At 32.2% G+C, this 23,283-nt stretch carries 15 protein-coding genes; 7 read left to right on the top strand and 8 right to left on the bottom strand.

All coding sequences use genetic code 11. The annotated features are described in order from the left end of the window. Positions 1–15: 15 nt before the first annotated feature. From D1816_RS05780 to D1816_RS05765, 4 genes are all read right to left on the bottom strand, one after another. Positions 16–1,260, bottom strand: a complete 1,245-nt coding sequence (locus D1816_RS05780; protein ID WP_118501525.1) for a mechanosensitive ion channel family protein — start codon at positions 1,258–1,260, stop codon at positions 16–18. Positions 1,261–1,443: 183 nt separating this feature from the next. Then, complete coding sequence (locus tag D1816_RS05775) at positions 1,444–4,284, bottom strand: TonB-dependent receptor (RefSeq protein ID WP_066309275.1); 2,841 nt, start codon at positions 4,282–4,284, stop codon at positions 1,444–1,446. Positions 4,285–4,540: 256 nt separating this feature from the next. Further along, the gene (locus D1816_RS05770) at positions 4,541–7,171 is read right to left on the bottom strand and encodes a TonB-dependent receptor (protein WP_066309277.1); all 2,631 of its coding nucleotides are present in this window, start codon (positions 7,169–7,171) and stop codon (positions 4,541–4,543) included. A gap of 163 nt (positions 7,172–7,334) precedes the next feature. Beyond that, the gene (locus tag D1816_RS05765; RefSeq protein ID WP_066309279.1) at positions 7,335–7,853 is read right to left on the bottom strand and encodes a hypothetical protein; all 519 of its coding nucleotides are present in this window, start codon (positions 7,851–7,853) and stop codon (positions 7,335–7,337) included. Positions 7,854–8,062: 209 nt separating this feature from the next. Between D1816_RS05765 and ychF the strand changes: the two genes are divergently transcribed. The 3 genes from ychF to D1816_RS05750 all read left to right on the top strand — a co-directional run bounded on the left by ychF (position 8,063) and on the right by D1816_RS05750 (position 12,531). Beyond that, positions 8,063–9,157, top strand: coding sequence for a redox-regulated ATPase YchF (ychF, locus tag D1816_RS05760; RefSeq protein ID WP_066310937.1), 1,095 nt, complete (start codon positions 8,063–8,065; stop codon positions 9,155–9,157). 117 nt (positions 9,158–9,274) lie between these two features. Next, the gene (locus tag D1816_RS05755) at positions 9,275–10,171 is read left to right on the top strand and encodes a DMT family transporter (RefSeq protein ID WP_066309286.1); all 897 of its coding nucleotides are present in this window, start codon (positions 9,275–9,277) and stop codon (positions 10,169–10,171) included. A gap of 155 nt (positions 10,172–10,326) precedes the next feature. Then, on the top strand, positions 10,327–12,531 hold the full coding sequence (locus D1816_RS05750; protein WP_118501523.1) for a response regulator: 2,205 nt from the start codon (positions 10,327–10,329) through the stop codon (positions 12,529–12,531). A 3-nt stretch (positions 12,532–12,534) separates the two neighbouring features. On the opposite strand, the gene D1816_RS05745 is transcribed toward D1816_RS05750, so the two are convergent. Then, the gene (locus D1816_RS05745; RefSeq protein WP_233565250.1) at positions 12,535–13,302 is read right to left on the bottom strand and encodes an alpha/beta fold hydrolase; all 768 of its coding nucleotides are present in this window, start codon (positions 13,300–13,302) and stop codon (positions 12,535–12,537) included. Between the two features lie 132 nt (positions 13,303–13,434). On the opposite strand from D1816_RS05745, the gene D1816_RS05740 reads away from it, so the two are divergent. Beyond that, positions 13,435–15,312 carry a peptidase M61 gene (locus D1816_RS05740; RefSeq protein WP_118501521.1) on the top strand — a complete coding sequence of 626 codons (1,878 nt, stop codon included), beginning with the start codon at positions 13,435–13,437 and terminating at the stop codon, positions 15,310–15,312. A 68-nt stretch (positions 15,313–15,380) separates the two neighbouring features. Here the strand turns inward: D1816_RS05740 and D1816_RS05735 are convergent, their stop codons facing one another. Together D1816_RS05735 and D1816_RS05730 are read right to left on the bottom strand one after the other, a co-directional pair. Beyond that, the gene (locus D1816_RS05735; RefSeq protein WP_199729945.1) at positions 15,381–15,788 is read right to left on the bottom strand and encodes a Dabb family protein; all 408 of its coding nucleotides are present in this window, start codon (positions 15,786–15,788) and stop codon (positions 15,381–15,383) included. Between the two features lie 35 nt (positions 15,789–15,823). Beyond that, positions 15,824–16,834 (bottom strand): NAD(P)-dependent alcohol dehydrogenase, encoded by a 1,011-nt coding sequence (locus tag D1816_RS05730; protein WP_118501519.1) that lies wholly within the window; start codon positions 16,832–16,834, stop codon positions 15,824–15,826. A 345-nt stretch (positions 16,835–17,179) separates the two neighbouring features. On the opposite strand from D1816_RS05730, the gene D1816_RS05725 reads away from it, so the two are divergent. From D1816_RS05725 to D1816_RS05715, 3 genes are read left to right on the top strand one after another with little or no spacing between them, the layout of a single operon-like run. Then, positions 17,180–19,042: a DNA topoisomerase IV subunit B gene (locus D1816_RS05725; RefSeq protein ID WP_066309302.1), complete on the top strand. Its 1,863-nt coding sequence runs from the start codon at positions 17,180–17,182 to the stop codon at positions 19,040–19,042. A 14-nt stretch (positions 19,043–19,056) separates the two neighbouring features. Beyond that, the gene (locus D1816_RS05720) at positions 19,057–19,941 is read left to right on the top strand and encodes a M48 family metallopeptidase (protein WP_118501517.1); all 885 of its coding nucleotides are present in this window, start codon (positions 19,057–19,059) and stop codon (positions 19,939–19,941) included. 21 nt (positions 19,942–19,962) lie between these two features. Continuing rightward, entirely contained in the window at positions 19,963–22,611 is a 2,649-nt protein-coding gene (locus D1816_RS05715) for a DNA gyrase/topoisomerase IV subunit A (protein ID WP_066309317.1), read from the top strand. A gap of 76 nt (positions 22,612–22,687) precedes the next feature. Here the strand turns inward: D1816_RS05715 and D1816_RS05710 are convergent, their stop codons facing one another. Then, on the bottom strand, positions 22,688–23,266 hold the full coding sequence (locus D1816_RS05710) for an alkylphosphonate utilization protein (protein ID WP_118501515.1): 579 nt from the start codon (positions 23,264–23,266) through the stop codon (positions 22,688–22,690). Positions 23,267–23,283: the final 17 nt, after the last annotated feature.

Below are 23,283 nucleotides of genomic sequence, written 5' to 3'. Positions count from 1 at the left end.
TAAGATAAATAATTATTATTCTTTGTTAGTTATATCAAAATTTAATTCAAATACATCAAGATTGAAATAAGGAATTGCAGAGAGCAGATGATCAAAAATATCAGCCATAATATTTTCATAATTTTTCCAAACTTTATCATTGCTAAAAGCATAGATTTCTAAGGGTATACCTTGAGCAGATGGCGCTAGCTGCCTACTCATAATGGTCATTTCTTTATTGATATATGGATGATTCTCAAGGTATGATGCTACATAAATTCTAAAAACTCCCATATTCGTCAAATTTCTTCCATTTACAGGATTAGATTTATCGATATTATTATTTTGATTATATAGACTTATTTCTTGTTGTTTATTTTCAAGATACTCACCAATAAGAGTTACTTTTTTTAATCGTTCAATATCATCATTAGATAAGAAAGAAATACTTGCTGTTTTTATTAGTAAAGATCTCTTTATTCTTCTTCCTCCCGAATCCATCATACCACGCCAATTCCTGAAAGATTCAGAAGTAAGATGATAGGTTGGTATTGTGGTAATAGTTTTGTCAAAATTTTGAACTTTAACAGAAGATAAATTAATCTCGACAACATCTCCATCTGCTCCATATTTTTCCATTGTAATCCAATCACCAATTCTTACTGTATCGTTAACCGCAACTTGTATACTGGCTACAAAGCCCAAGATTGTATCTTTAAAGATTAAAAGTATTACAGCCGACATAGCACCCAATGCAGTTAGAAAAGTCCATATTGATTTTCCTGTCATCGATGAAAAAATAAATATTCCCCCTATAGTCCAAACAAATATCATAAACACTTGAACATAACTATCGATAGGTTTATCTTTAAATGAAGATAATGACTTAAGGTAATCTCTAAAGGTTCTTAGGATACTTCGTAACACCCATATGGTTAGTATAATAACCATTATGTCAAATATAATTTCCAAATATTTCTCTGCTGTTGGAAAAGAAATAAATAGCATGGGTACTATCCAAATAGTTAAAGAAAGAGGTACAATATGTGCTAAGTAATCAAACGTCTTATTTTTTACCAGAAAATCATCAAAAGTATTCCTTGATTTTGATGCATAACTTTTAAAAATAGTAAGAAAGACCCTTTTCAAGATAATATATATAAAGAAAAGAATAAAAACGAGAATTGATAATCCAATAAGGATATTTAGATATTCTGATAGGTCTTTCGAAATACCTTTGTCTATAAAAATGTTATAAAAATAACGAGTTAATTCCTTCATTTGTATTGATATCCGATGAATCCATTTTTGGGCTTTGCAAAATTAGTAGTATAACAGGTAATTAAGCAAATAAAACATCATTTTTTCTTCTTACAAAAGAGGTTTTGCTATTACTAAAATCAAATCACCCTATTTATCAAAAATAAATAGGGTGATTAGACAATCAAATATAATTTCTAATACTTACAATTTATAATTTAAAGATAAATTAATCATAGTACCTAATTGGCTAAAATGATATCCATCATACGACATTTGAGAATATCGCCCATTAAATGTAATTAAGTTGAAAGCCGTTTTTTCGGCTGCAGGATCGTTAAGTACTGCTGTTCCTGTAGGTGTAAGTGCTTCAAACTCCCATTCTGGTAATACATCTAGTATGTTATTCACATTTAATGCAATTGTTAATTTGTCTGTTGCGCTATAGTTTATTGCTAAATCGGTAACAACTTTTGTCATAAACTCAACTCCAAGATCAGAACCTCCGTCGCTATCTGCTGCATCACCTCCAACAAGACCTTCTAAGTCCTGCAAACCTTGATTTCTAAATTTTGTAGGACCAAATAGCGTATTATTTAATGAAAAACCAAATTTACCAATATCATAATTGGCTCCTAGTATTGCCTTAAATTCGGGTCTTGAAGTAAAGAATAAGGCTTCTTGAGTATCATTAACTACAGACTGACCAGCTTGTGCTACCAAAGCAGGGTTTTTAACATCCCCATCTCTTTCGTTCTCTAATGTATAATTACCAGATAGACTAAAACCAAGTTTTCCTGTTCCTAATTCGATATTTTTGTAATTAGCAACTAGGTCTATACCAGAAGTTCTAGTATCAATGGCATTTACAAAGAAACTTACATCTGATAAATTATTGTCTGTTAAGACATCGTCCAAAGGTGTATTTCCGGCCGCTGTAGCTCCAATTTCTGTACTAAGAACAATTCTATCATCTACAGCAATATTATAGTAATCTATGGTGAAATTAATATTTCTATTAATCTTAGCCCCAATACCTACGGTAATATTGGTTGATTCTTCTGCATCCAGTTGTGGAATATCTAATAATCTTGCTTGCGGAGAAACATTATTAATCAATCCTCCGACTTGTATACCTTGACCAGGAACAAAACTAAATTGTGCTCTTTGTGTAAAGATTTGATGTAATGTTGGAGCTCTAAACCCTGTAGATACAGATGCTCTTAAAGTTAATTTATCTTCTAGAAATTTATAACGAGAACTTAGTTTCCAAACGAAAGCTTCTCCAAAATCACTATAGTCTTCTAATCTAATAGTTCCATTTACTAAAAAATCTTCAGTAATATCAGCAGAAATATCAAAATAACCACCAAAATTATAACGATTAAATTTTCCTGAATTTTCTGGTCTATTTCCAGCAAAAGAATCAGAACCTCCTCCATCATATGATGCCAGATCACCTTCGATAATTTCAAAAGTTTCATTTCTAAACTCTGCACCAAAACCAATACTAACTTGATCAGAAAGTAATTTTGCAATATCAATATTTCCTACGTTATGCGAAAATCTTGTTCCTCCCGGATCAAATGAGATAGGACTTCTTTCTCTATATAAATCTGCACCTCCAATGACTTCTCCAGGATCTACGATACCATCATTATTTGCATCATTCCATGTTAATGGAGACAAAACAGAGTTTCCATTATGTGTATTATTTACAGAATAGGTTTGCGTATTTCCACCAGTAGTGTAACTAAGATCATAATTCCAACCATTTTTTTTAGTTTTAAACCCTACTGTTGCGTTATAATCGTTTAGATCTCCTTCAAAAGTAGGAAGATACCCTTCATAAGATCCTCCAGGACCATTAGGGAAGAAATCTGCTAAATACGGAAAATCCTGAATATCTCTCCAATATGGAGTTCTAAAATTGGCAAAGCTATTTACCTTTTTATATACGTAAGCCGCATTCATATAGATTTCAGTGTTTTCGCTGATATCATACCCTCCATTTACTAAAAACTTGGATGCTGCTGTTTCAGGAGATCCATTAATGTTTCCTGCATCAGGACGTCTAGATAAAAAATCACGAATGTCTTCTAGTCTTTCTCCTACTCGTGTACCACCAAAATCAGAAAATTCACCTTCGGCATCTACATCACCGGGACGATTTGCTAAACTTACTTTAGAGAAATCAATAGTGTAATTAAAGAATCCTTTGTCATCTCCTATTTTAGCACCATTGTTTAAACTAATACCTATTGTTTCTCCATCTCCTTCAGAAGTGATTCCCGATCTAAAAGTTACAGAGCCTTCTTCTGGGTTATCTTTAAGAACGATATTCATAACTCCTGCAATAGCATCAGAACCATATTGGGCAGAAGCTCCATCTCTTAAGATTTCAACACGTTTAATAGCATCTGTTGGTATTGCAGAGATATCTGCGCCAGTTTCACCTCTACCAGGAGAAGTTTGTGTGTACAGTAATGCACTTAAATTTTTACGTTTACCGTTAACCAGAATTAATGTTCTACTTGGTCCCATATTTCTAATTTCATATGGGTCTAATAATGATGTAGCATCATTTACTGGTGTTTGTACGGTATTAAATGAAGGTATTTTATACTGTAATGCTTTGTCAAATGTAATTTGACCAGTAGATACTAATTCATTTGCTGGTAAAACATCAACAGGAAGAGACGATGTAGTATTACTTCTTGGTAATGCTCTGGATCCTACTAATATAATTTCTTCTAATTGCGCTCCGCTCGCCAATGTCACATCAATTACGGTTTTAGAGTTTACAGAAATTTCTTGAGTATTAAAGCCAACATAACTAAAGATTAATATGCTTTCTGCGTTACTGACATCTATGCTATATTTACCGTCAAAATCGGTTGTAGCTCCATTACTGGTTCCTTTTTCGATAATATTTACTCCAGGTAAAGGAGAACCGTCGGCATCCCTAATGACACCAGTGACTGTTTGCTGGGAAAACCCAAAACAAACGGATAATACGAATAAAATGAATGTTAGTTTTTTCATGTAAAAAGTTTTAATTTAAGATGATTGTTGCCTTAAATATATTTAAAAGGTTTTTCTTTTTAACATGATGTTTTAATTTTCTTTTAAATAACTGTAAATAAAAAATGAAATAATTAACAGAATATACTTTTTACTTTATTTTTTTCAAAAAATTGGCTTTTGGCGTACCAATCTTTTATAATTTGAATCTCATAAATAAGAAAAGCATCATATCTGGTGGATATAATGCTTTTAATAAGTTTCTTAATACATTTTTTTAAAAATTAAAATCTAACCTGGCATAATAATATGCTCCTCCAAATCCCATTTGTACTGCATCCCAATATCCTCCGGCTTCAGTTTCTCCATCATTTTGTTGGTCAGGATATTCATTAGTGATATTGTTTCCACCTATAGTTAATTTAAAAGCGTCAGAAAGTTTATAACCAAGATTTAGGTCTGCAGTAATTTTTGCGCCATAGATATCTTCGGTATCTGCAAAATCAATAAGAACAATCTCACTAAAACGGGTTAATCCAATACCCGCATTAAATTTATCTTTACTGTAATTGGCATTAAATGAGAATTTGCTTTCTGGTGCAGAAGCTAATAAAAAGGCTTTTTCTCTTTCTCCAAAAAATATGCTTTCATCTAAATCTGTATTTACACTTTTTATGTACATATTGTTTACGTTCCCTGCTAGTGTAGCAGAGAGATTTCCGAAATTGTAACTTTCTTTCCAAGATAATATGATATCAAGACCCACAGTCTCTGTATCTACTCCGTTAGCAAAGAATTGAGCCTCATTCACATTTGGTATTTGAGGCGCCGCAAAAGTACCTGTTAATACGATTCTATCTTTTACATTGATAAAGTATCCATCAATGGTTGCAGTAAACTTACCAAAAGAAGCTGTAGTACCAATAGCAGCATTAATGGCGGTTTCTTCTTGTAATGCTTCAATTCCAAAAGAAGCAGTAACTGGGCTATTATTTGCTGATAATAATGTTTCTGAAGCAGTACCACCTTGAAAATCTGTAAACCTTAAATTGTAATAAATCTGTGCTAAAGAAGGAGCTCTAAACCCTGTACTAACAGATCCACGTATATTAATATCATCTGTTGCTTTAATTCTAAATGACAGTTTACCGTTAATAGTACTACCAAAATCACTATAGTCCTCAAATCTTGCTGCCGCTCCTAAAAGAAAACTATCTGTAATATCAAATTCTGCATCTGTGTAGATAGAAATATTTGACCTAGAACGATCTACCTCATTAGCAGGGCTATAACCTGGGAACCCTTGTGAACCTCCTGGTCTGGGTGTTGTAGCTCCAGAATCTGGATCTGTAAATATTGGCTGTACTTGTGTTGCTGGGTCGATAATTGGACGACCATTTATATCGTATGTAGCATACGAACCTTCTTCACCTGCAAAAATTATAAAGTTTTCGGTTCTATATTCCGCTCCGAAAGCAATATTTAATCCTTTTAAAGTATTTGGATAATACTTAGAAAAATCTAAACTTAACGTATTTTGACTTAAACTATGACCTCCGGCATCAAAATCTGTGGGGGAGGAGGCTAGCAATGATGCATTTAATGTTCCTTGTATGAAGTAATGAAAATTATTTTTACCCCATGTATTATTAATATCTATTTTCCAATTATCACTAGTTTCGGTTCTAATCCCGGCAGATACAGAATTATCAATAATATTTGATGTTATTCTAGGAGTAAATCCATTAGGAAAAATTTCAGAAACAACACGTTCGCCTCCATTACGAGTAAAGGCAAAAGCGTCTGTGTCACGATAGTTTCTTCCTCCAAACGCGTAAAACTCTGTTTTTTTAGATATAGGAATCACTGTATTTGCGAAGAAATTAAATCCATCTATAGCAGCTTCACCAAAACCTCTTCTAAAATCAAAACCTGGACGCAATGTTTTATTTTTACTTATGTATTCTGTAGTAAAATTAATGAAACCATCTTCTCCAATTTCAGCGCCATAATTAGCTGTGATTTTTACAGATCCTCCATCAAAACTTTTATCATCTGCTAATCGATTACCATCATTATTGGTGTCCAAACGATTTCCATCTGTATTTGGAGTGCCATTGGGAAAATCACCTTTGGCATTTGTATTATATGCTCCGTAACTAATACTACCAGTTAATTTATTGACATTGTTCTTTAGTACAATGTTAATAACGCCTGCTATGGCATCAGAACCGTATTGTGCAGCAGCGCCATCCCTAAGTATTTCAATTCTTTTAATTGCTGATGCAGGAATTGCATTAAGGTCTGTTCCTGAGTTTCCTCTACCTCGTGTTCCAAATACATTTATAAGAGAAGAAGAATGTCTTCTTTTACCATTAATTAATACTAATGTTTGATCAGGTCCAAGACCACGCAGTGTTGCAGGATCTATATGGTCCGCACCATCTGATCCAGATTGTTTATTTGCATTAAACGAAGGGGCTGTATATTGTAATAATTCATTAATCTCAACTTTACCACTTTTAGTGATAATTTCTTGCATGTCGATAATATCTATAGCTACAGGGGTATCAGTGGCCGTACGTTTAGGACTTCTGGAGCCAACAACAACAATAGTGCTTAGAATTTCTCCTCCAGATAGAACAACATCTATTTTTTCTAAGGTACCAACAACAATTTCTTGTGTCTCAAAACCTACAAAACTAAATATAAGTGTAGCGTTGGCATCAACAGCAATGGTATAATTACCTTGTTCGTCTGAAGTGGTTCCTGTACTTGTTCCTTTTTCAATAATATTTACAAAAGGAAGAGGAGCTCCAGATTCATCAGTAACAGTACCAGTAACAATTTGTTGACAAAAGGATACACTAGTAAATAAACTAAATAAAATGAGTGTTAAGTTTTTCATGTGAGTATGTTTATTTTGTGGTGATTGTTACTATAAATATATCCAAAAACAAGGCTAATTTGTTTAAAATGAGACTTATTTTTTATAGAGCATAAAAAAACCAAACATTTATGTTTGGTTTAAGTTTATAGTATTTTGGATGTGAAGTTTACAACAAGATAGTTTATTTGGCTTTATAGATGGTGGTCATAATCTCGTCTGATTGCGCATCATACATCTCTAGAATAAAATTTTTGTCTGCATCAAAATGTCCAACTCCGTTATTTTTTTCTCCTAAATTTACAATGTAATAGTTATTACTAATAGGCCTAACTTTTGATACTTGGTTTCCTGTTTTGTTTAGAAAAGTCATGCGATAACCTTTTCCATCGGTTATCATGGTGTAACTAGCGATCTCTGTTGAGCTATTAGATTTCTGAACCTGTACTTCTGCATCAGAATATGTGGCAGTTTGGTTTACTTTATCTTCATCTTCGGGATTAAATTTAATCTTACTTCTTTTAGTAATAACTTCTTCTTTTTTAATCACTTTTTCTTCGCCATTAGCTCCTTTTATCCTAATGATTTTGGTTACTGTTTCTGTCGATAAATTATCTTTAGCATCGGTTTCTTCAGATTGTGCAAATCCAGTACAAGCAAAACCGAAGCATAATAGTGTAGTGAGAGTTTTTAGGGTTTTCATAATGTTTACGTATTGGGATTTAAAATTACAAAAAATACAGAAACTGCTAAAATTGATAATTTTCGTTATCTAACGGTATGGGTTTAAGTTTATACAATTATTCTATAATCTTATGAACCAGTATTTGTTTGGTACGTATTAATACTATTATCTTTGCACTCTTAAAAATTAGAGAATTTTTTAATTTTCTCGATTATATTATAATTATTATGAAAGCCGGAATTGTAGGATTACCAAATGTTGGCAAATCAACATTATTTAACTGCTTGTCTAATGCCAAAGCGCAAAGTGCTAATTTTCCTTTTTGTACCATAGAACCCAATATCGGAGTGGTAAATGTGCCTGATCCAAGATTAGAAAAATTAGAAGAGTTAGTAGATCCAGAGCGCGTAATTCCTGCTACAGTTGATATTGTAGATATTGCTGGATTAGTAAAAGGAGCTAGTAAGGGAGAGGGCTTAGGAAATCAATTTTTAGGAAACATTAGAGAAACAGATGCAATTATACATGTACTACGTTGTTTTGATAATGATAATATTGTACATGTAGATGGCTCGATAGACCCTATTAGAGATAAAGAAACTATTGATATAGAACTACAACTAAAAGATTTAGAAAGTGTAGAAAAAAAGTTAGATAAAGTCAAACGTGCTGCTAAAACAGGAAATAAAGAAGCTCAAAAAGAAGAAGCCATTTTATTGAAACTTAAAGATGGATTAGAGGCTGGTACATCTGTTAGAGCAATCGATATTTCTGAAGATGATCGTGTAAATTATGTAAAGCCATTACAATTTATTACTGATAAGCCAGTACTTTATGTATGTAATGTAGATGAAGATGCGGCTGTTGACGGAAATGACTATGTAGAGAAAGTAAAAGAAACAGTAGCGTCTGAAAATGCAGAAGTCATTGTTTTGGCTGTAGGAACCGAAGCAGATATAACAGAGTTAGATGATTATGAAGAGCGCCAGATGTTTTTACAAGATATGGGGTTAGAAGAACCCGGAGCCTCTGTTTTAATTAGAGCAGCCTATAAACTTTTAAATCAACAAACATATTTTACTGCTGGAGTAAAAGAAGTTCGAGCATGGACGGTTACTATTGGTGCAACAGCACCACAGGCAGCAGGAGTTATTCATACCGATTTTGAAAAGGGCTTTATCCGAGCAGAGGTAATAAAATATGATGATTTTGTTAAGTATGGAAGCGAAGCTAAAGCTAGAGATGCAGGAAAATTAGGAGTTGAAGGTAAAGGTTATATCGTTAATGATGGGGATGTCATGCATTTCTTATTTAATGTATAACAAAAATATTTGAATCAAAAAAACCTCTCTAAATATTTAGAGAGGTTTTTTTTTGAACATCGTAGAAATTGAATAAAACCTTTATTTTCAAAAAAGAGATACTGTTATTTTTGATTAATGAAACATACAAAACTTTCATCCTACGGGATCATATTTGCTATTATAGGAGTAGTATTATTTTCTGCTAAAGCAGTTTTGGTAAAATTGGCATATAAGTATGATATAAGTTCAGAACACCTATTATTATTTAGAATGCTGTTCTCGTTACCATTTTATATAGGAGTAGTATTAATTAAGCAACGAAAAAACAGTCAAGAAGCTAGAAAAAAAGATTATTTATGGATCTTATTTTTTGGTATAATTGGTTATTATCTTGCAAGCTATTTTGATTTTTTAGGCTTACAATATATCAAAGCAGGGCTAGAAAGAATAATACTTTTCTTGTATCCTACATTAGTAATTATTATATCAAAAGTTTTTTTAAACAAAAGGATATCGAATAGGCAATTACAAGCTATTTTGATTACTTATATTGGTGTTTTAATTACATTTTGGGGAGAACTTCAATTAGAAAATACAGGTAATTTATATTTGGGTGCAATACTTGTTTTTATGAGCGCACTTACATACGCAATTTATATAGTTGGAAGTGGTTGGTTGATCCCTAAATTTGGAGTAATTGTATTTACTTCATATGCAATGATAGTATCTTCTTTGTGTATAATATTACAATACGTTATTTTTGATAGAACAGACATATTAAGTTATCCATTAGAATTATATTTGATATGCATTGCAATGGCAATTTTTTCAACTATAATCCCTTCGTATTTAGTCTCTGCAGCAATCGCAAAACTAGGAGCATCTAATTTTTCTATAATTGCTAGTTTAGGGCCGTTTTCAACAATTATTCTGGCATATTTCTTTTTGGGAGAAAATCTTTCATTAATTCAAATTGTAGGAACTCTTGTTGTTATTTTGGGGATATATATTGTGACTAAGAGAACAGAATAGCATAGAAAATATTATAAAGCAAAGACTATCAGTACTTTTTTTAGTGATTCTTAATATTTTTTTGCTTAATTTACATACTTAAAAGTAGTATATTCTTATTTACTTGGGGGTAAATATGATGTTTTTTGGTTAATAAATAAGCTTAAATTCATAGTTTGGGAAGTTTTAGAATCATATTACTTACATATTCATTATTAGTAGCAATAGGTGGGGATACCTATGGACAGGATAAGGCGGTTAATACAGTTAACGATAGCCTGCAACACTTTATGTCTGAATCTAAAAAGTTTCGTGCTGCTTTCAAAATACGAAAATCCCTAGATTACGCTATTAAAACAATAGATCTTGCACACCAATTAAATAACGATAATTATAAATATAGAGGTCATTATATGATGGCCAGTAATTATCAAGTTGTGCATGATTTTAAAAACATGGAGTTTCATGGAAATGAGGCTCTGAAATATGCTAGAAAGACAAAAGACACTATTGCTATAGTGTATAGTCTTAATGTATTGGGAGGTGTGTATTCTGATGGTTATGAAGACTTAGCTAAAAGTATTAAGTACTTTAATGAGTCACTTGCAATAGCCGAAAAGCTAAAGGATCAAAGTAAAAAAATGGCACCAATATTAAATATAGGATGGGCGTATGTTGATCAAAAAAAGTATGATCTTGCGTTCCCTTATTTAAATCAAGCTCAGAATATTATTGAAAACCATCCTGGTGAAGTAAGCATTATAGCCATTAATGATATAAAGTATTTATTTGGGAAATATTATGCTCATAAGAATAATTATGAAAAGGCAAATAAGTTATTTGATGAGGTAATTCAATTAGCCGAAGAAAAAGAAATCTACTCTATTTTATCAAATACATATAAAGCTAAATCAGATACTTTTGAAAAAATGGGGCATAAGGACTCTGCTTTTTATACCGTAAAAAAACACTTGTATTATAGAGATCATTTACTTGATGAAGAAAAGCTAAGACAAATAGAAACGGCTAAAGTAAATTATAGTTTAAATGAATTCAAGAGAGAAATAGAAAATTCTAAAAAAGAAGAAGAATATTTGGCTAAAATAGAAAGAGGTAATTTAATTATTATCATTTCATCTATTAGTCTCGTTTTATTGGTAGGAAGTGTGTTTTTCTTTTATCTGGGATATAGATCAAAACAAAAGTTAAATGTTACACTACAACAAAAGAATAAAGAACTAGTTGAGGCAAAACTTGAAGCCGAAAAACTTACTAATGTAAAGTCTCAATTTATTTCTACAGTGAGCCATGAGCTTAGAACCCCTTTATATGGTGTAGTAGGTATTACTACTTTATTGTTAGAGGATAATGATATCTTGGCAAAGCATAAAAAATTACTAAATTCTTTAAAATTTTCAGGAGATTATTTACTTGATTTAATAAATAAAGTATTAAAAATAAGTAAGATAGAGTCAAATAAAGAAGAACTGGCAAAAACACCGACAAATTTAGCATTACTGTCACAAAATCTTTTACATTCATTCGAATATCAAGCAAAAAATAAAAACAATAAACTTGTTCTGGATATTCAAAAAGAATTGCCAGAAGTGGTAAATATAGATTCATTAAAGTTATCAGAGATATTAATAAATTTGATAGGTAACTCTTCTAAATTTACAGAGAATGGTACGATATGGTTAAGAGTCAAAGTAAAATCAATTGAAAAAGATACCACTATAATTAGATACGAAGTTGAGGATAGTGGAGTTGGGATTCCAGATGATAAAAAAGAGTTTGTTTTTGAGAAATTTTCTCAAGTCGGACGAGAAGTTAACAAATCCGAAGGTACTGGTTTGGGGTTGTCTATTGTGAAGAATCTATTGGATATTATGGGCAGTCAAATTCATTTAGATAGTAAAGAGGGAAGAGGTACGAAGTTCTATTTTGATTTAGAACTAGAAGTCATAGACGAAAACGACGACAATCAATTAGATATAGATAATACTAATACTGCCCAATCTTATCGCAGAATTTTAGTTGCAGAGGATAATAAGATCAATCAAATAGTGACTAAAAATCTATTAAATTTAATTGGTTATGATTGTATTATTGTAGAAAACGGGTTCAATGCTTTACAAATGGTCAAAAAAGAGGATTTTGACTTGATCCTTATGGATCTTAATATGCCTTACCTTAATGGTATAGAAGCTACAAAACGTATTAGGGAGTTTGATCAAGAAACGCCCATAATAGCTCTTACAGCTTCAGAATTGAGCGAAGTAAAAGGAGAGTGTTTGGCCATTGGAATGAATGATATCATTAACAAACCTCTAAACAAAAATGACTTAAGAAATATAATTACTAAAAACCTTCAATATTAAAATTTAAGAAACTTCCTGAATAAAACTTTTGGTTTTTGCGATTACTAATTTAGCGTTTTCTTTATGTGGTGTATGCCCAATATTAGGAAGTATTAAAGATGTAGATTCACCTTTAGTATTTGTAGTAATAGATGTTACTTGATCTAAAGTGCCATATTCATCTTTTTCTCCTTGAATTATTAACGATGGGCATTGTATCTGACTTAAATATGACTCTATATTCCAGGATTGAAACTTATCAGATAACCATGTTTGCGTCCACATTCTAAAAACGGCATCAGTTTTATTTCCGTGATATCGTATAAGCTTTTCTTTAAGATTGGTATTTGTATAAGCCTCTACTGCTTTTTTGATACCGGTAATAGTTTCTTTTTCTACAAATACATGAGCTCCTTCTGTGATAATACCTTTTATTCTCTTTGGAAACAATGCAGCAGCAAGTATAGCAATACTACCTCCATCACTGTGTCCAAATAGCAAAACATCTGTTAGTCCTAGTTGATCCAATAATTTCTCTAATAGTTCAGCCTCATTTTTTAAATAATGGGTACTTCTTTCATGAATAGTAAAAGGAGATGACTCACCATACCCCTGACGATCATATGCAAGCACGTTTAATCCTGTTTCTAAGCCTAATTTTTCGGGAAAATCCTTCCAAAGTTTAATACAACCAAGAGAATCATGTAAAAAGATGATTGTAGATTTGTTAGGATCTAATAATTCAGGGTCTTTAGACAGGCGTATCGTATGTTTGTTAATTATAACATCCAAATTTGTGTGATTTCATTAAAAAGTCCTAAAAATAAGCTAAAGTCAATACAAATTGTATATTTTGCATGTCGAAAATTGTAACGCTAGTGTCTTTTTTACGTCTAGCACTAATAAATACTTTAATTTGATTAAATGAAAAAAATTGTAACCAAAATTTCAATTGGTTTATTGATGGTAGGATGTGGAGTGAAGAATCCTTCGAATGACATTGCAACAAACCTTCCTATTGCCACGACAATAGATTTAACAAAAGTTGTAGAAGATAAGGTTCCTGTTAGTATAAATCCCGGACGTTTTGTTCAAGACTCGGTAAAATACTTTCTGCCTAAGGTAGTACAAGGAACATATTCTGTAAGTGATTTCGGGAAATATGTAGATGACTTTAAAGCTTATGATTATGAAGGGAATGAGCTTAAAACCGAAAAATTAGATGAAAATTCATGGTTAATTGCGAATGCAAAACAATTAGATAAACTAGAATATAAAGTAAATGATACTTATGATATAGAAAATATCACTATTGGTGCTCCTTTTTCTCCTTCTGGAACAAATATAGATCCAAAAAACTATGTGTTGAACCTACATGGATTTATTGGTTATTTTGATATTTTAAAAAACAATCAGTATGGATTAAAAGTTAAGGCTCCTACAGCGTTACAAAGAACATCTGCCTTACAAAAGGTAGGTTCTGAGACAAGTGAGGATGGTCAAAATACAACAGATTCGTATTTTGCTAGCAGGTATTTTGAAATTACCGATAACCCAATGATGTACGGAGAGCTTGATGTAGAAGAGTTTAATGTAGGTGATATTAAGATAGTGTTAAGTGTATATTCTCCTAATAAAGTTCATACTGCGGCAAAAATAAAAGAAACTGTCTTTAAGATGATGAAAGGACAGAAAGCATATTTAGGAGATGTGAATAGCACTCCAAGATATGATATATATTTATATTTAGCTGAAGGCGTAGAAAATTCTCCTACAGGTTTTGGAGCATTAGAACATCACACATCTACTGTGGTTGTATTACCAGAACAAATGGAAGACGAAGCTTTAGCCTCTGCAATGATTGATGTAGTTTCTCATGAGTTTTTTCATATTGTAACCCCTCTTAGTGTACATTCTGAAGATGTACATTATTTTGATTATAATGATCCTACTTTTTCTAAACACTTATGGATGTACGAAGGTGTGACAGAGTATTTTGCATCATTATTTCAGGTAAATCAAGGATTGGTTGAAGAAGAAGATTTTTTTAGTAAAATGATGGGTAAGATTCAAAATGCAAATGCATATGATGATAATATGAGTTTTACTGAAATGAGTGAAAATATATTAGAACAACCTTATGCTCCAAATTATGCTAATGTATATGAGAAAGGAGCGTTAATAGGAATGTGTATTGATATACTAATGCGCGAGGCTAGTGATGGAAATAGAGGGATTTTATCTTTAATGAAAGAATTATCTTCAAAATACGGAAAAAACAAACCTTTTGAAGATGATAAAATAATAGAAGAAATTATAGCAATGAGTTATCCTTCTGTAGGTAAATTTTTGAAAACTCATGTTGAAGGAAATACACCTATTAACTATGATGAGTTTTTTAACAAGGTTGGTCTGGCAATGAAAGCAGAAAAAATAGAAACGAACTATATTCAAAATTCGGGCGAATTAATATTTGCAGGAAATCAAGCTACTGGATCTATCTTTTTTACAGAGGCTGTTGAGGATAATAGCTTTTGGGCAGATAACGGAGTTAAAGCTAATGACGATATTATAGAGATTAATGGCACTAAATTGTCTATTAAAAACGTAAATCAGGTTTTAGGAGCAACCTTTCAATGGAAAGAAGGAGATGATCTAGAAGTTAAATTGAATAGAGCCGGTGAAGAGGTAGTAATTAAAACTAAAATTACTAAATCGTATACTAAAGGTAAGAAACTTGTGGTATTAGAGAACCCTTCTAAAGAGCAAGAAGATCTTAAACAAGTGTGGTTAAAAAATTAATCTCAAAAAAATATAGTACATAAAAAAGGCTTCTAAACAGAAGCCTTTTTTATGTACTACATCTAAAGTCAAAGACTAGATGAATCATATATCTGAACTTTTTTCCATAGGTTTTTGTTTTCTCCAATAAATTTTAAATGAATAGGGTCTTCTTGGTATAAGTCATGTTCTTTAATAGACTCAAATGTTACCACAATACAGTAAGTGTAAGAAGTGTCAATAACAGGCCTTTTAGTTGTCTTAGCGGGTGTTCCTAAATGACTTGATGTAATGTGTTCGCACTCGTTCAACAATCTAGAAACACCTTGTTCAAATGTTTTTCTTTCCTTATCGTTGTCTGGGTTGTTCAACCAGAAAAATACTGTATGAACTAATTTTCCTTTTATCATTTTTGTGTGATCTTGTTTTTTTTGATTTTGAGCAACACTATAAAAACTTATAAATAAGCATATCAATATTGCGAACTTAAACTTCATATTGCGATTATGTTTTTAGAGTTAATAAATACTTTTTAAATTACTTTTAATACTACTCTATAACGAGCTTTACCAGTTTTAAGATGTTCTATGGCATCATTTACCTTTTCTAATGGGAACTCTTGTGTAATAGGATAGATGTTATGTCTTATGCAAAAATCGAGCATTTTTCTTGTTAAAGCAGGACTCCCCAAAGGACTTCCTGAGACTGATTTTTCGCCTCCAATTAAACTAAATGCAGGAACTCCAATAGGTTCTAAAACAGCTCCTACAGTATGTAAAGTTCCTTTTGGAGCTAAAGTTTTAAGATAACCAGGCCAATCTAAAGTTACATTAGTAGTATTTAATATAAAATCTAAAGTTTCTTTAATTTTTTCCATTTCAAGGGTATCTCGAGAGTTAATTACCGAATGAGCTCCCATAGCAATTATTTCATCTTTTTTAGATGGGTTTGAACTAAATGCTGTGACTTCGCATCCCCAATATTTTAAGAATTTTATAGCCATATGACCAAGCCCTCCAATGCCAATAACTCCGACTTTATCTGTAGGTTTAACATTAGCCATTAGAATTGGATTAAAAACCGTGATTCCACCACATAATAATGGACCAGCTTTGCTTAGATCAATTCCTTTTGGTAGCGCAGTAGCCCAAGACCAATGACAACGTACTTTATCAGCAAATCCACCATGACGGCCAACTATAGTTTCTTCTTTTGTAGCGCATAGATTATGACTACCATTCATGCATTGGTCACAATACATACATGATTCAGAAAACCATCCTAAACCTACAAGATCTCCAACAGAAATATGCTTTACTTGAGCTCCAATAGCGGTAACTTCACCAACAATTTCATGACCGGGAACAAAAGGAAACTGTGTAATCCCCCAATCATTATTAAGCATACTAAGGTCAGAGTGACAAATGCCACAATAATGTACCTTAATATCAACTTCTTCAAGGCCTATTTTAGATAAATCATATTGAAAAGGCTCTAGTTTACCTCCAACTTCTTTTGCTGCAAATGCATGTACAGGATCCATACTATTTTTGTACTTTGGGTGTTAATTATTTGATTAGTTGAAATTACAAAATTTCAAATTCTGAAATTGCATAATACCAATTTTAAATTATAAAGAAAATTTAGTAACCCGAGTAATTCGTTTGTTGTTCTTAAGCTTACCCAATTTTATATAATTATTTTCTTATTTCTTAGTGTTATCATCCTTTTAATTGTGATTGAGAATTAGTGCATACATGATTGGTCAATTCCTTGTATACCAAATAGTCAACAAAATTCGTTATGGATTTGTTAATTACTTTGTAGAGAGGCTGTTTTAATTTAGATAGTGAAATCTTATATTAGCAAGCATTCTACCCTAAAATTTATGAGTAAGGAAACTAAATATACCGAAGATAATATACGATCCCTCGATTGGAAAGAGCATATCCGTATGCGACCGGGGATGTATATTGGTAAGCTAGGCGATGGATCATCTGCCGACGATGGGATTTATATTCTTGTAAAAGAAGTATTAGATAATTCGATCGATGAATATGTGATGGGAGCTGGTAAGACTATTGAGATATCTATTCAAGGAGATAAAGTGATTGTGAGAGATTACGGTCGTGGAATTCCTTTGGGTAAAGTTGTTGATGTAGTTTCTAAAATGAATACTGGAGGTAAATATGATTCCAGAGCATTTAAAAAATCAGTAGGACTTAATGGGGTAGGTACAAAGGCGGTAAATGCTTTGTCTACATTTTTTAGAGTAGAATCTACCCGAGATGGCAAGTCTGCTTCTGCAGAGTTCGAAAAAGGTAACCTTACCAATCAAGAAACGTTAGATGAGACTTCCCGTAGAAGAGGTACTAAAGTATCTTTTGTGCCAGATAATACTATTTTTAAACATTTCAAGTATCGTACAGAGTATGTAGCTAAAATGCTTAAGAACTATGTATATCTTAATCCTGGACTGACGATCATATTTAACGGAGAAAAATATTTTTCAGAGCATGGATTAAGAGATTTACTTTCTGATAATATTAATGTTGAAGATAGATTATATGATATCATACATTTAAAAGGTGATGATATTGAAATCGCTATTACGCACAGTAAAACACAATATAGTGAAGAATACCATTCTTTTGTAAATGGTCAACACACAACGCAAGGAGGAACACATCAAGCAGCATTTCGAGAAGCTATCGTAAAGACTATAAGAGAATATTACGGTAAAAATTATGAAGCTAGTGATATTCGTAAATCTATTGTGTCTGCTATTAGTATAAAGGTTATGGAACCTGTATTTGAAAGTCAGACCAAAACTAAATTGGGGTCTACAGATATGGGAGGAGATTTGCCTACTGTAAGAACCTATATTAATGATTTTGTAAAACAATATCTGGATAACTTCTTACATAAAAACCCAAATACAACAGAAAGTTTACAACGCAAAATATTACAAGCAGAACGAGAACGTAAAGATTTATCTGGTATTCGTAAACTTGCTCGCGAACGTGCAAAGAAAGCCAGTTTGCACAATAAAAAACTTAGAGATTGTCGTATTCATCTTACCGATAGTAAAAAAGATCGTAATCTAGAAAGTACTTTGTTTATAACAGAGGGAGATTCTGCAAGTGGGTCAATAACCAAGTCCAGAGATGTAAATACACAAGCTGTATTTAGTTTACGTGGGAAACCACTGAATAGCTATAATATGAGTAAAAAAATTGTGTATGAAAATGAAGAATTTAATCTTTTACAAGCAGCATTGAATATTGAAGAATCAATGGAAGATCTAAGGTATAACAATATTGTTATCGCAACAGATGCCGATGTCGATGGGATGCATATTAGATTGTTATTAATCACTTTTTTTCTTCAGTTTTTCCCTGAGTTAATAAAAGAAGGACATTTATTTATATTACAAACTCCGTTGTTTAGAGTTCGAAATAAAAAACAAACAATCTATTGCTATTCAGAACAGGAAAGAAGAGACGCCATACAAAAACTATCAGGGAAACCAGAAATTACTCGATTTAAAGGATTAGGAGAGATATCTCCTGATGAATTTGTGCATTTTATTGGTGATGATATTCGTCTTGATCCTGTAATGTTGGATAAAGAAAAGACGATCGAGGAATTATTATCTTTTTATATGGGGAAAAATACTCCACAACGACAAGAGTTTATCATAGACAACCTTAAGGTTGAATTAGACACTATAGAAGAAGAAGGGGTATAAGTAGCGTTATAAGAATGGAAAAAATTACAGTTAAAGTACACAAGAAAGAAAAGTTTTATTACAATCTAATGATTGTATTTACCATACTTTTATGTATTCCCGGTCTTTTGTTTTTGCCGTATCTTTTACTTGTAGGGATTTTTATACTAATAAGTACTGGCCTTTTTATAGGATATATAAAAGGAAGTGCTGTACGAGTGAGTAAAGATCAATTTTCTGATTTATATGATATTGTTACTGATCAATGTCAAAAATTAGCAATAAAAAAAGTTCCTGAAATTTATATTGTAGAATCTGGAGGGTTATTAAATGCTATGGCTACAAAATTTGTTGGAGCTAATTATCTGATTATCTACAGCGATTTGTACGAAGTGATATTGGATGGTAGAAAGGATATCGTAGAATTTATTATTGCTCATGAACTGTGCCATGTAAAACGAAATCATGTATATAAAAAGATGTACGTTTTTCCTTCATTACTAGTCCCGTTTTTGGCTCAAGCGTATTCTAGAGCTTGTGAATATACGTGTGATAGTGTTGGATATACAATTAGTCCAAGAGGTGCTGTAGATGGTATTAAACTTTTAGCTTCAGGAAAACGTTTGTATAATAAAATGGATACGAAAGCATATACAAAACAAATAGAAATTACAGATAGTTTTTGGGTTTGGCTTTCAGAAAAATTGTCTACTCACCCTCATTTATCAAAAAGAATAACACCAGAAATGTTGCGTGTTAATTTTAATTCTTTTCGATACTCAGATAATAAAAGAACTAAAATAGACACTGCAAAACCTGAAATTCAACAAATAAATGAAACTACTTCTGAAGTGCAAGAAGTGAAAACTGAAAATAAAAGTAAAGGTGATGATCACCAACGATTTATGCCTAAATTTTAATGTAAATTAGAGTAATATTACATGTCAGAAGAAAACGAAAACGAAGAATTACATCACGAATCATCTCAAGAAGATCACCAACCGCAAGAAGTGATTACCAAAGTCACAGGAATGTATAAAGACTGGTTTCTGGATTATGCATCTTATGTAATCTTAGAGAGAGCGGTACCTGCAATCGAAGATGGCTTGAAGCCTGTACAACGGCGTATTCTTCATTCTATGAAAGATTTAGATGATGGTAGATACAATAAAGTAGCTAATATTGTTGGACATACAATGCAATATCACCCTCATGGTGATGCCAGTATTGCTGATGCAATGGTACAAGTTGGACAAAAAGAATTGTTAATCGATATGCAAGGAAACTGGGGTAATATCCTTACTGGGGATAGAGCTGCAGCATCAAGATATATCGAAGCTAGGTTGTCAAAATTTGCTTTAGATGTAGTTTATAACCCTAAAGTTACCGATTGGCAACTGTCTTATGATGGAAGAAAGAAAGAACCTATTAATTTACCAGTAAAATTCCCACTACTATTGGCTCAAGGTGCAGAAGGGATAGCAGTAGGATTAAGTACTAAGATTCTTCCTCATAATTTTATAGAGCTTATAGATGCTTCTATAAAACATTTACAAGGAAAACGCTTTACTATTTTACCTGATTTCCCTACATCTGGTATTGCAGATTTTACAAATTATAATGATGGTAATCGCGGTGGGAAAGTAAGAGTACGTGCAAAAATTTCGCAAGTTGACAAAAATACGTTGGTAATTAATGAAATTCCGTTTTCTACGACAACTACGTCATTGATAGATTCGGTTCTTAAAGCAAATGATAAAGGGAAAATAAAAATTAAGAAGATAGAGGACAATACGGCTGCAAATGTCGAAATATTAATTCATCTACCTTCGGGAATTTCACCTGATAAAACAATAGATGCTCTGTATGCATTTACCAATTGTGAGATATCTATTTCGCCATTAGGATGTGTGATAGAAGATAACAAGCCTGATTTTATAGGTGTTTCTGAAATGTTACGTCGTTCTACCGATAATACGTTAGCTTTATTAAAAAAGGAACTAGAGATTCAATTAGATGAATTACAAGAACAATGGCATTTTGCATCTTTAGAAAGAATATTTATAGAAAACCGTATCTATCGTGATATAGAAGAAGTAGATACTTGGGAAGGAGTTATCGAGGCTATTGATAAAGGTTTACAACCACACATCAAACATTTAAAGCGTGCAGTCACAGAAGAGGATATTGTTCGTTTGACCGAGATTAGAATTAAGCGTATTTCTAAGTTTGATATAGATAAAGCACAACAAAAAATCGAAGCTTTAGAGGATGATATCGCTCAAGTAAAACATCATTTAGAGCATCTTGTGGAGTTTGCTATAGATTATTTTAAACGTTTGAAAACGACCTATGGAAAAGGTAAAGAACGTAAAACTGAGATTAGAATTTTTGATGATATTGAAGCTACCAAAGTAGTTATTCGTAACACAAAATTGTATGTAAATCGAGAAGAAGGTTTTGTAGGAACTTCTCTAAGAAGAGATGAATATGTGACCGACTGTTCGGATATTGATGATATCATATGTTTTACTAGAGAAGGTAAATTAATGATTACTAAGGTAGATGCAAAAACATTTATTGGTAAAGATATTATTCATGTAGCTGTGTTTAAGAAAAAAGATAAGCGTACTATTTATAATCTGATTTATCAAGATGGTAAAGGAGGAGCATCTTATGTAAAACGATTTGCAGTAACTAGTGTCACTCGAGATAAAGAATATGATTTAGCTCAAGGAAAAAAAGGCTCTAAAATTTCGTATTTCTCTGCTAATCCAAACGGAGAAGCCGAAGTTGTTTCAATATTCTTACGTCAAGCAGGTAGTATTAAAAAACTGAAATTTGACCTTGACTTTTCTGATCTACTTATAAAAGGTAGAGGCGTTAAAGGGAATATAGTTACAAAGTATAATATTAAAAGAATCGAATTAAAAGAACAAGGAGTCTCTACATTAAAACCTCGTAAGATATGGTTTGATGACTCTGTACAACGCCTCAATGTAGATGGAAGAGGTGATCTTTTAGGAGAGTTTAGAGGCGAGGATCGTTTATTAGTAATCACGCAAAATGGTATTGCAAAAACATTGATACCAGAAATGACACTTCATTTCAGTTCTGATATGATTGTCCTAGAAAAATGGAAGCCTAAAAAACCTATTTCTGCAATTTATTGGGATGGGGAGAAGGAACGCTATTATGTCAAGCGATTTTTGATGGAGAATCCAGAAAAAGAAGAAGTGTTTATTACAGAACATCCAAAATCATTTTTGGAAGTGGTATCAACAGATTATAAACCTATAGCCGAATTGGTATTTACAAAAATTAGAGGTAAGGATCAAAGACCTAACGAAGAATTGAATTTTGAGGATTTTATTGCTATAAAAGGGGTAAAGGCGCAAGGTAATCAATTAACAACACACAAAGTGAAACAGGTTAATTTATTAGATTCATTGCCTTATGAAGAACCAGAAGAACTGCCTGCAGAAGAAATCGAAGTTGTAGAAGAAGAAAATGTTTCTTCAGAAGAAAAAAACGATGCCACCTCTGACGAGTCAGAAAAAGACAAAGGAGAGCAAGGAAGTCTGTTCTAGATAATATTTATAGATTTAAAAAAGCCTGATTACACTTAAGTAATCAGGCTTTTTAATGAATTTTTAAAATAGTATTTTACGATTTTTTCACATATTTGGTTAAAATAACAATGTTCTGGCCACTCACACGGCCTTCAATATGTTCTGGATTATCATGAACTAATGAGATATTTCTAACTGCAGTACCACGCTTTGCTGTAAAATTGGCTCCTTTAACGTTTAAATCTTTAATAAGTACCACACTATCACCGGCTTGTAAAACAGCACCGTTTGCATCTATATGTTTAATAGTGTCATTATCATCATCCCCGTCACCAGTTGCTTTTGCCCATGCTAAAGTGTCGTCATCAAGGTACATCATGTCAAGTAGATCTTGTGGCCAACTTTCTGCGCGTAGTCTATTTAGCATTCTCCAAGCCATTACCTGTACTGCAGGAACTTCACTCCACATACTATCATTAAGACAACGCCAATGATTAGGATCTACTTTATCAGCATCTTCAATTTGTTCTATACATGTTTGAGAAATAAGGATATGCGCATCCAAACCAGTACCTGGAGATTTGGGCACTTCATAAATTTTCAAATTTTCAGTTACTCCTGATAATTCACACACAGATCCGCTTCTTTTTTGTAGTTCTCTTTCTAGGTTCATTTAATATTGGTTAATTG

Source organism: Aquimarina sp. AD10, assembly GCF_003443715.1.
Lineage (GTDB): Bacteria > Bacteroidota > Bacteroidia > Flavobacteriales > Flavobacteriaceae > Aquimarina > Aquimarina aggregata.
Note: the sequence above shows the minus strand (reverse complement) of the source record. Positions and strands in the feature narration are given on the sequence as shown.

Coding starts and splice junctions, on each gene's coding strand:
- D1816_RS05710 (WP_118501515.1), bottom strand. CDS start 23,266: ATGAACCTAGAAAGAGAACTACAAAAAAGAAGCGGATCTGTGTGTGAA.
- D1816_RS05765 (WP_066309279.1), bottom strand. CDS start 7,853: ATGAAAACCCTAAAAACTCTCACTACACTATTATGCTTCGGTTTTGCT.
- D1816_RS05770 (WP_066309277.1), bottom strand. CDS start 7,171: ATGAAAAACTTAACACTCATTTTATTTAGTTTATTTACTAGTGTATCC.
- D1816_RS05720 (WP_118501517.1), top strand. CDS start 19,057: ATGGAAAAAATTACAGTTAAAGTACACAAGAAAGAAAAGTTTTATTAC.
- ychF (WP_066310937.1), top strand. CDS start 8,063: ATGAAAGCCGGAATTGTAGGATTACCAAATGTTGGCAAATCAACATTA.
- D1816_RS05730 (WP_118501519.1), bottom strand. CDS start 16,834: ATGGATCCTGTACATGCATTTGCAGCAAAAGAAGTTGGAGGTAAACTA.
- D1816_RS05775 (WP_066309275.1), bottom strand. CDS start 4,284: ATGAAAAAACTAACATTCATTTTATTCGTATTATCCGTTTGTTTTGGG.
- D1816_RS05755 (WP_066309286.1), top strand. CDS start 9,275: ATGAAACATACAAAACTTTCATCCTACGGGATCATATTTGCTATTATA.
- D1816_RS05735 (WP_199729945.1), bottom strand. CDS start 15,788: ATGAAGTTTAAGTTCGCAATATTGATATGCTTATTTATAAGTTTTTAT.
- D1816_RS05715 (WP_066309317.1), top strand. CDS start 19,963: ATGTCAGAAGAAAACGAAAACGAAGAATTACATCACGAATCATCTCAA.
- D1816_RS05780 (WP_118501525.1), bottom strand. CDS start 1,260: ATGAAGGAATTAACTCGTTATTTTTATAACATTTTTATAGACAAAGGT.
- D1816_RS05725 (WP_066309302.1), top strand. CDS start 17,180: ATGAGTAAGGAAACTAAATATACCGAAGATAATATACGATCCCTCGAT.
- D1816_RS05740 (WP_118501521.1), top strand. CDS start 13,435: ATGAAAAAAATTGTAACCAAAATTTCAATTGGTTTATTGATGGTAGGA.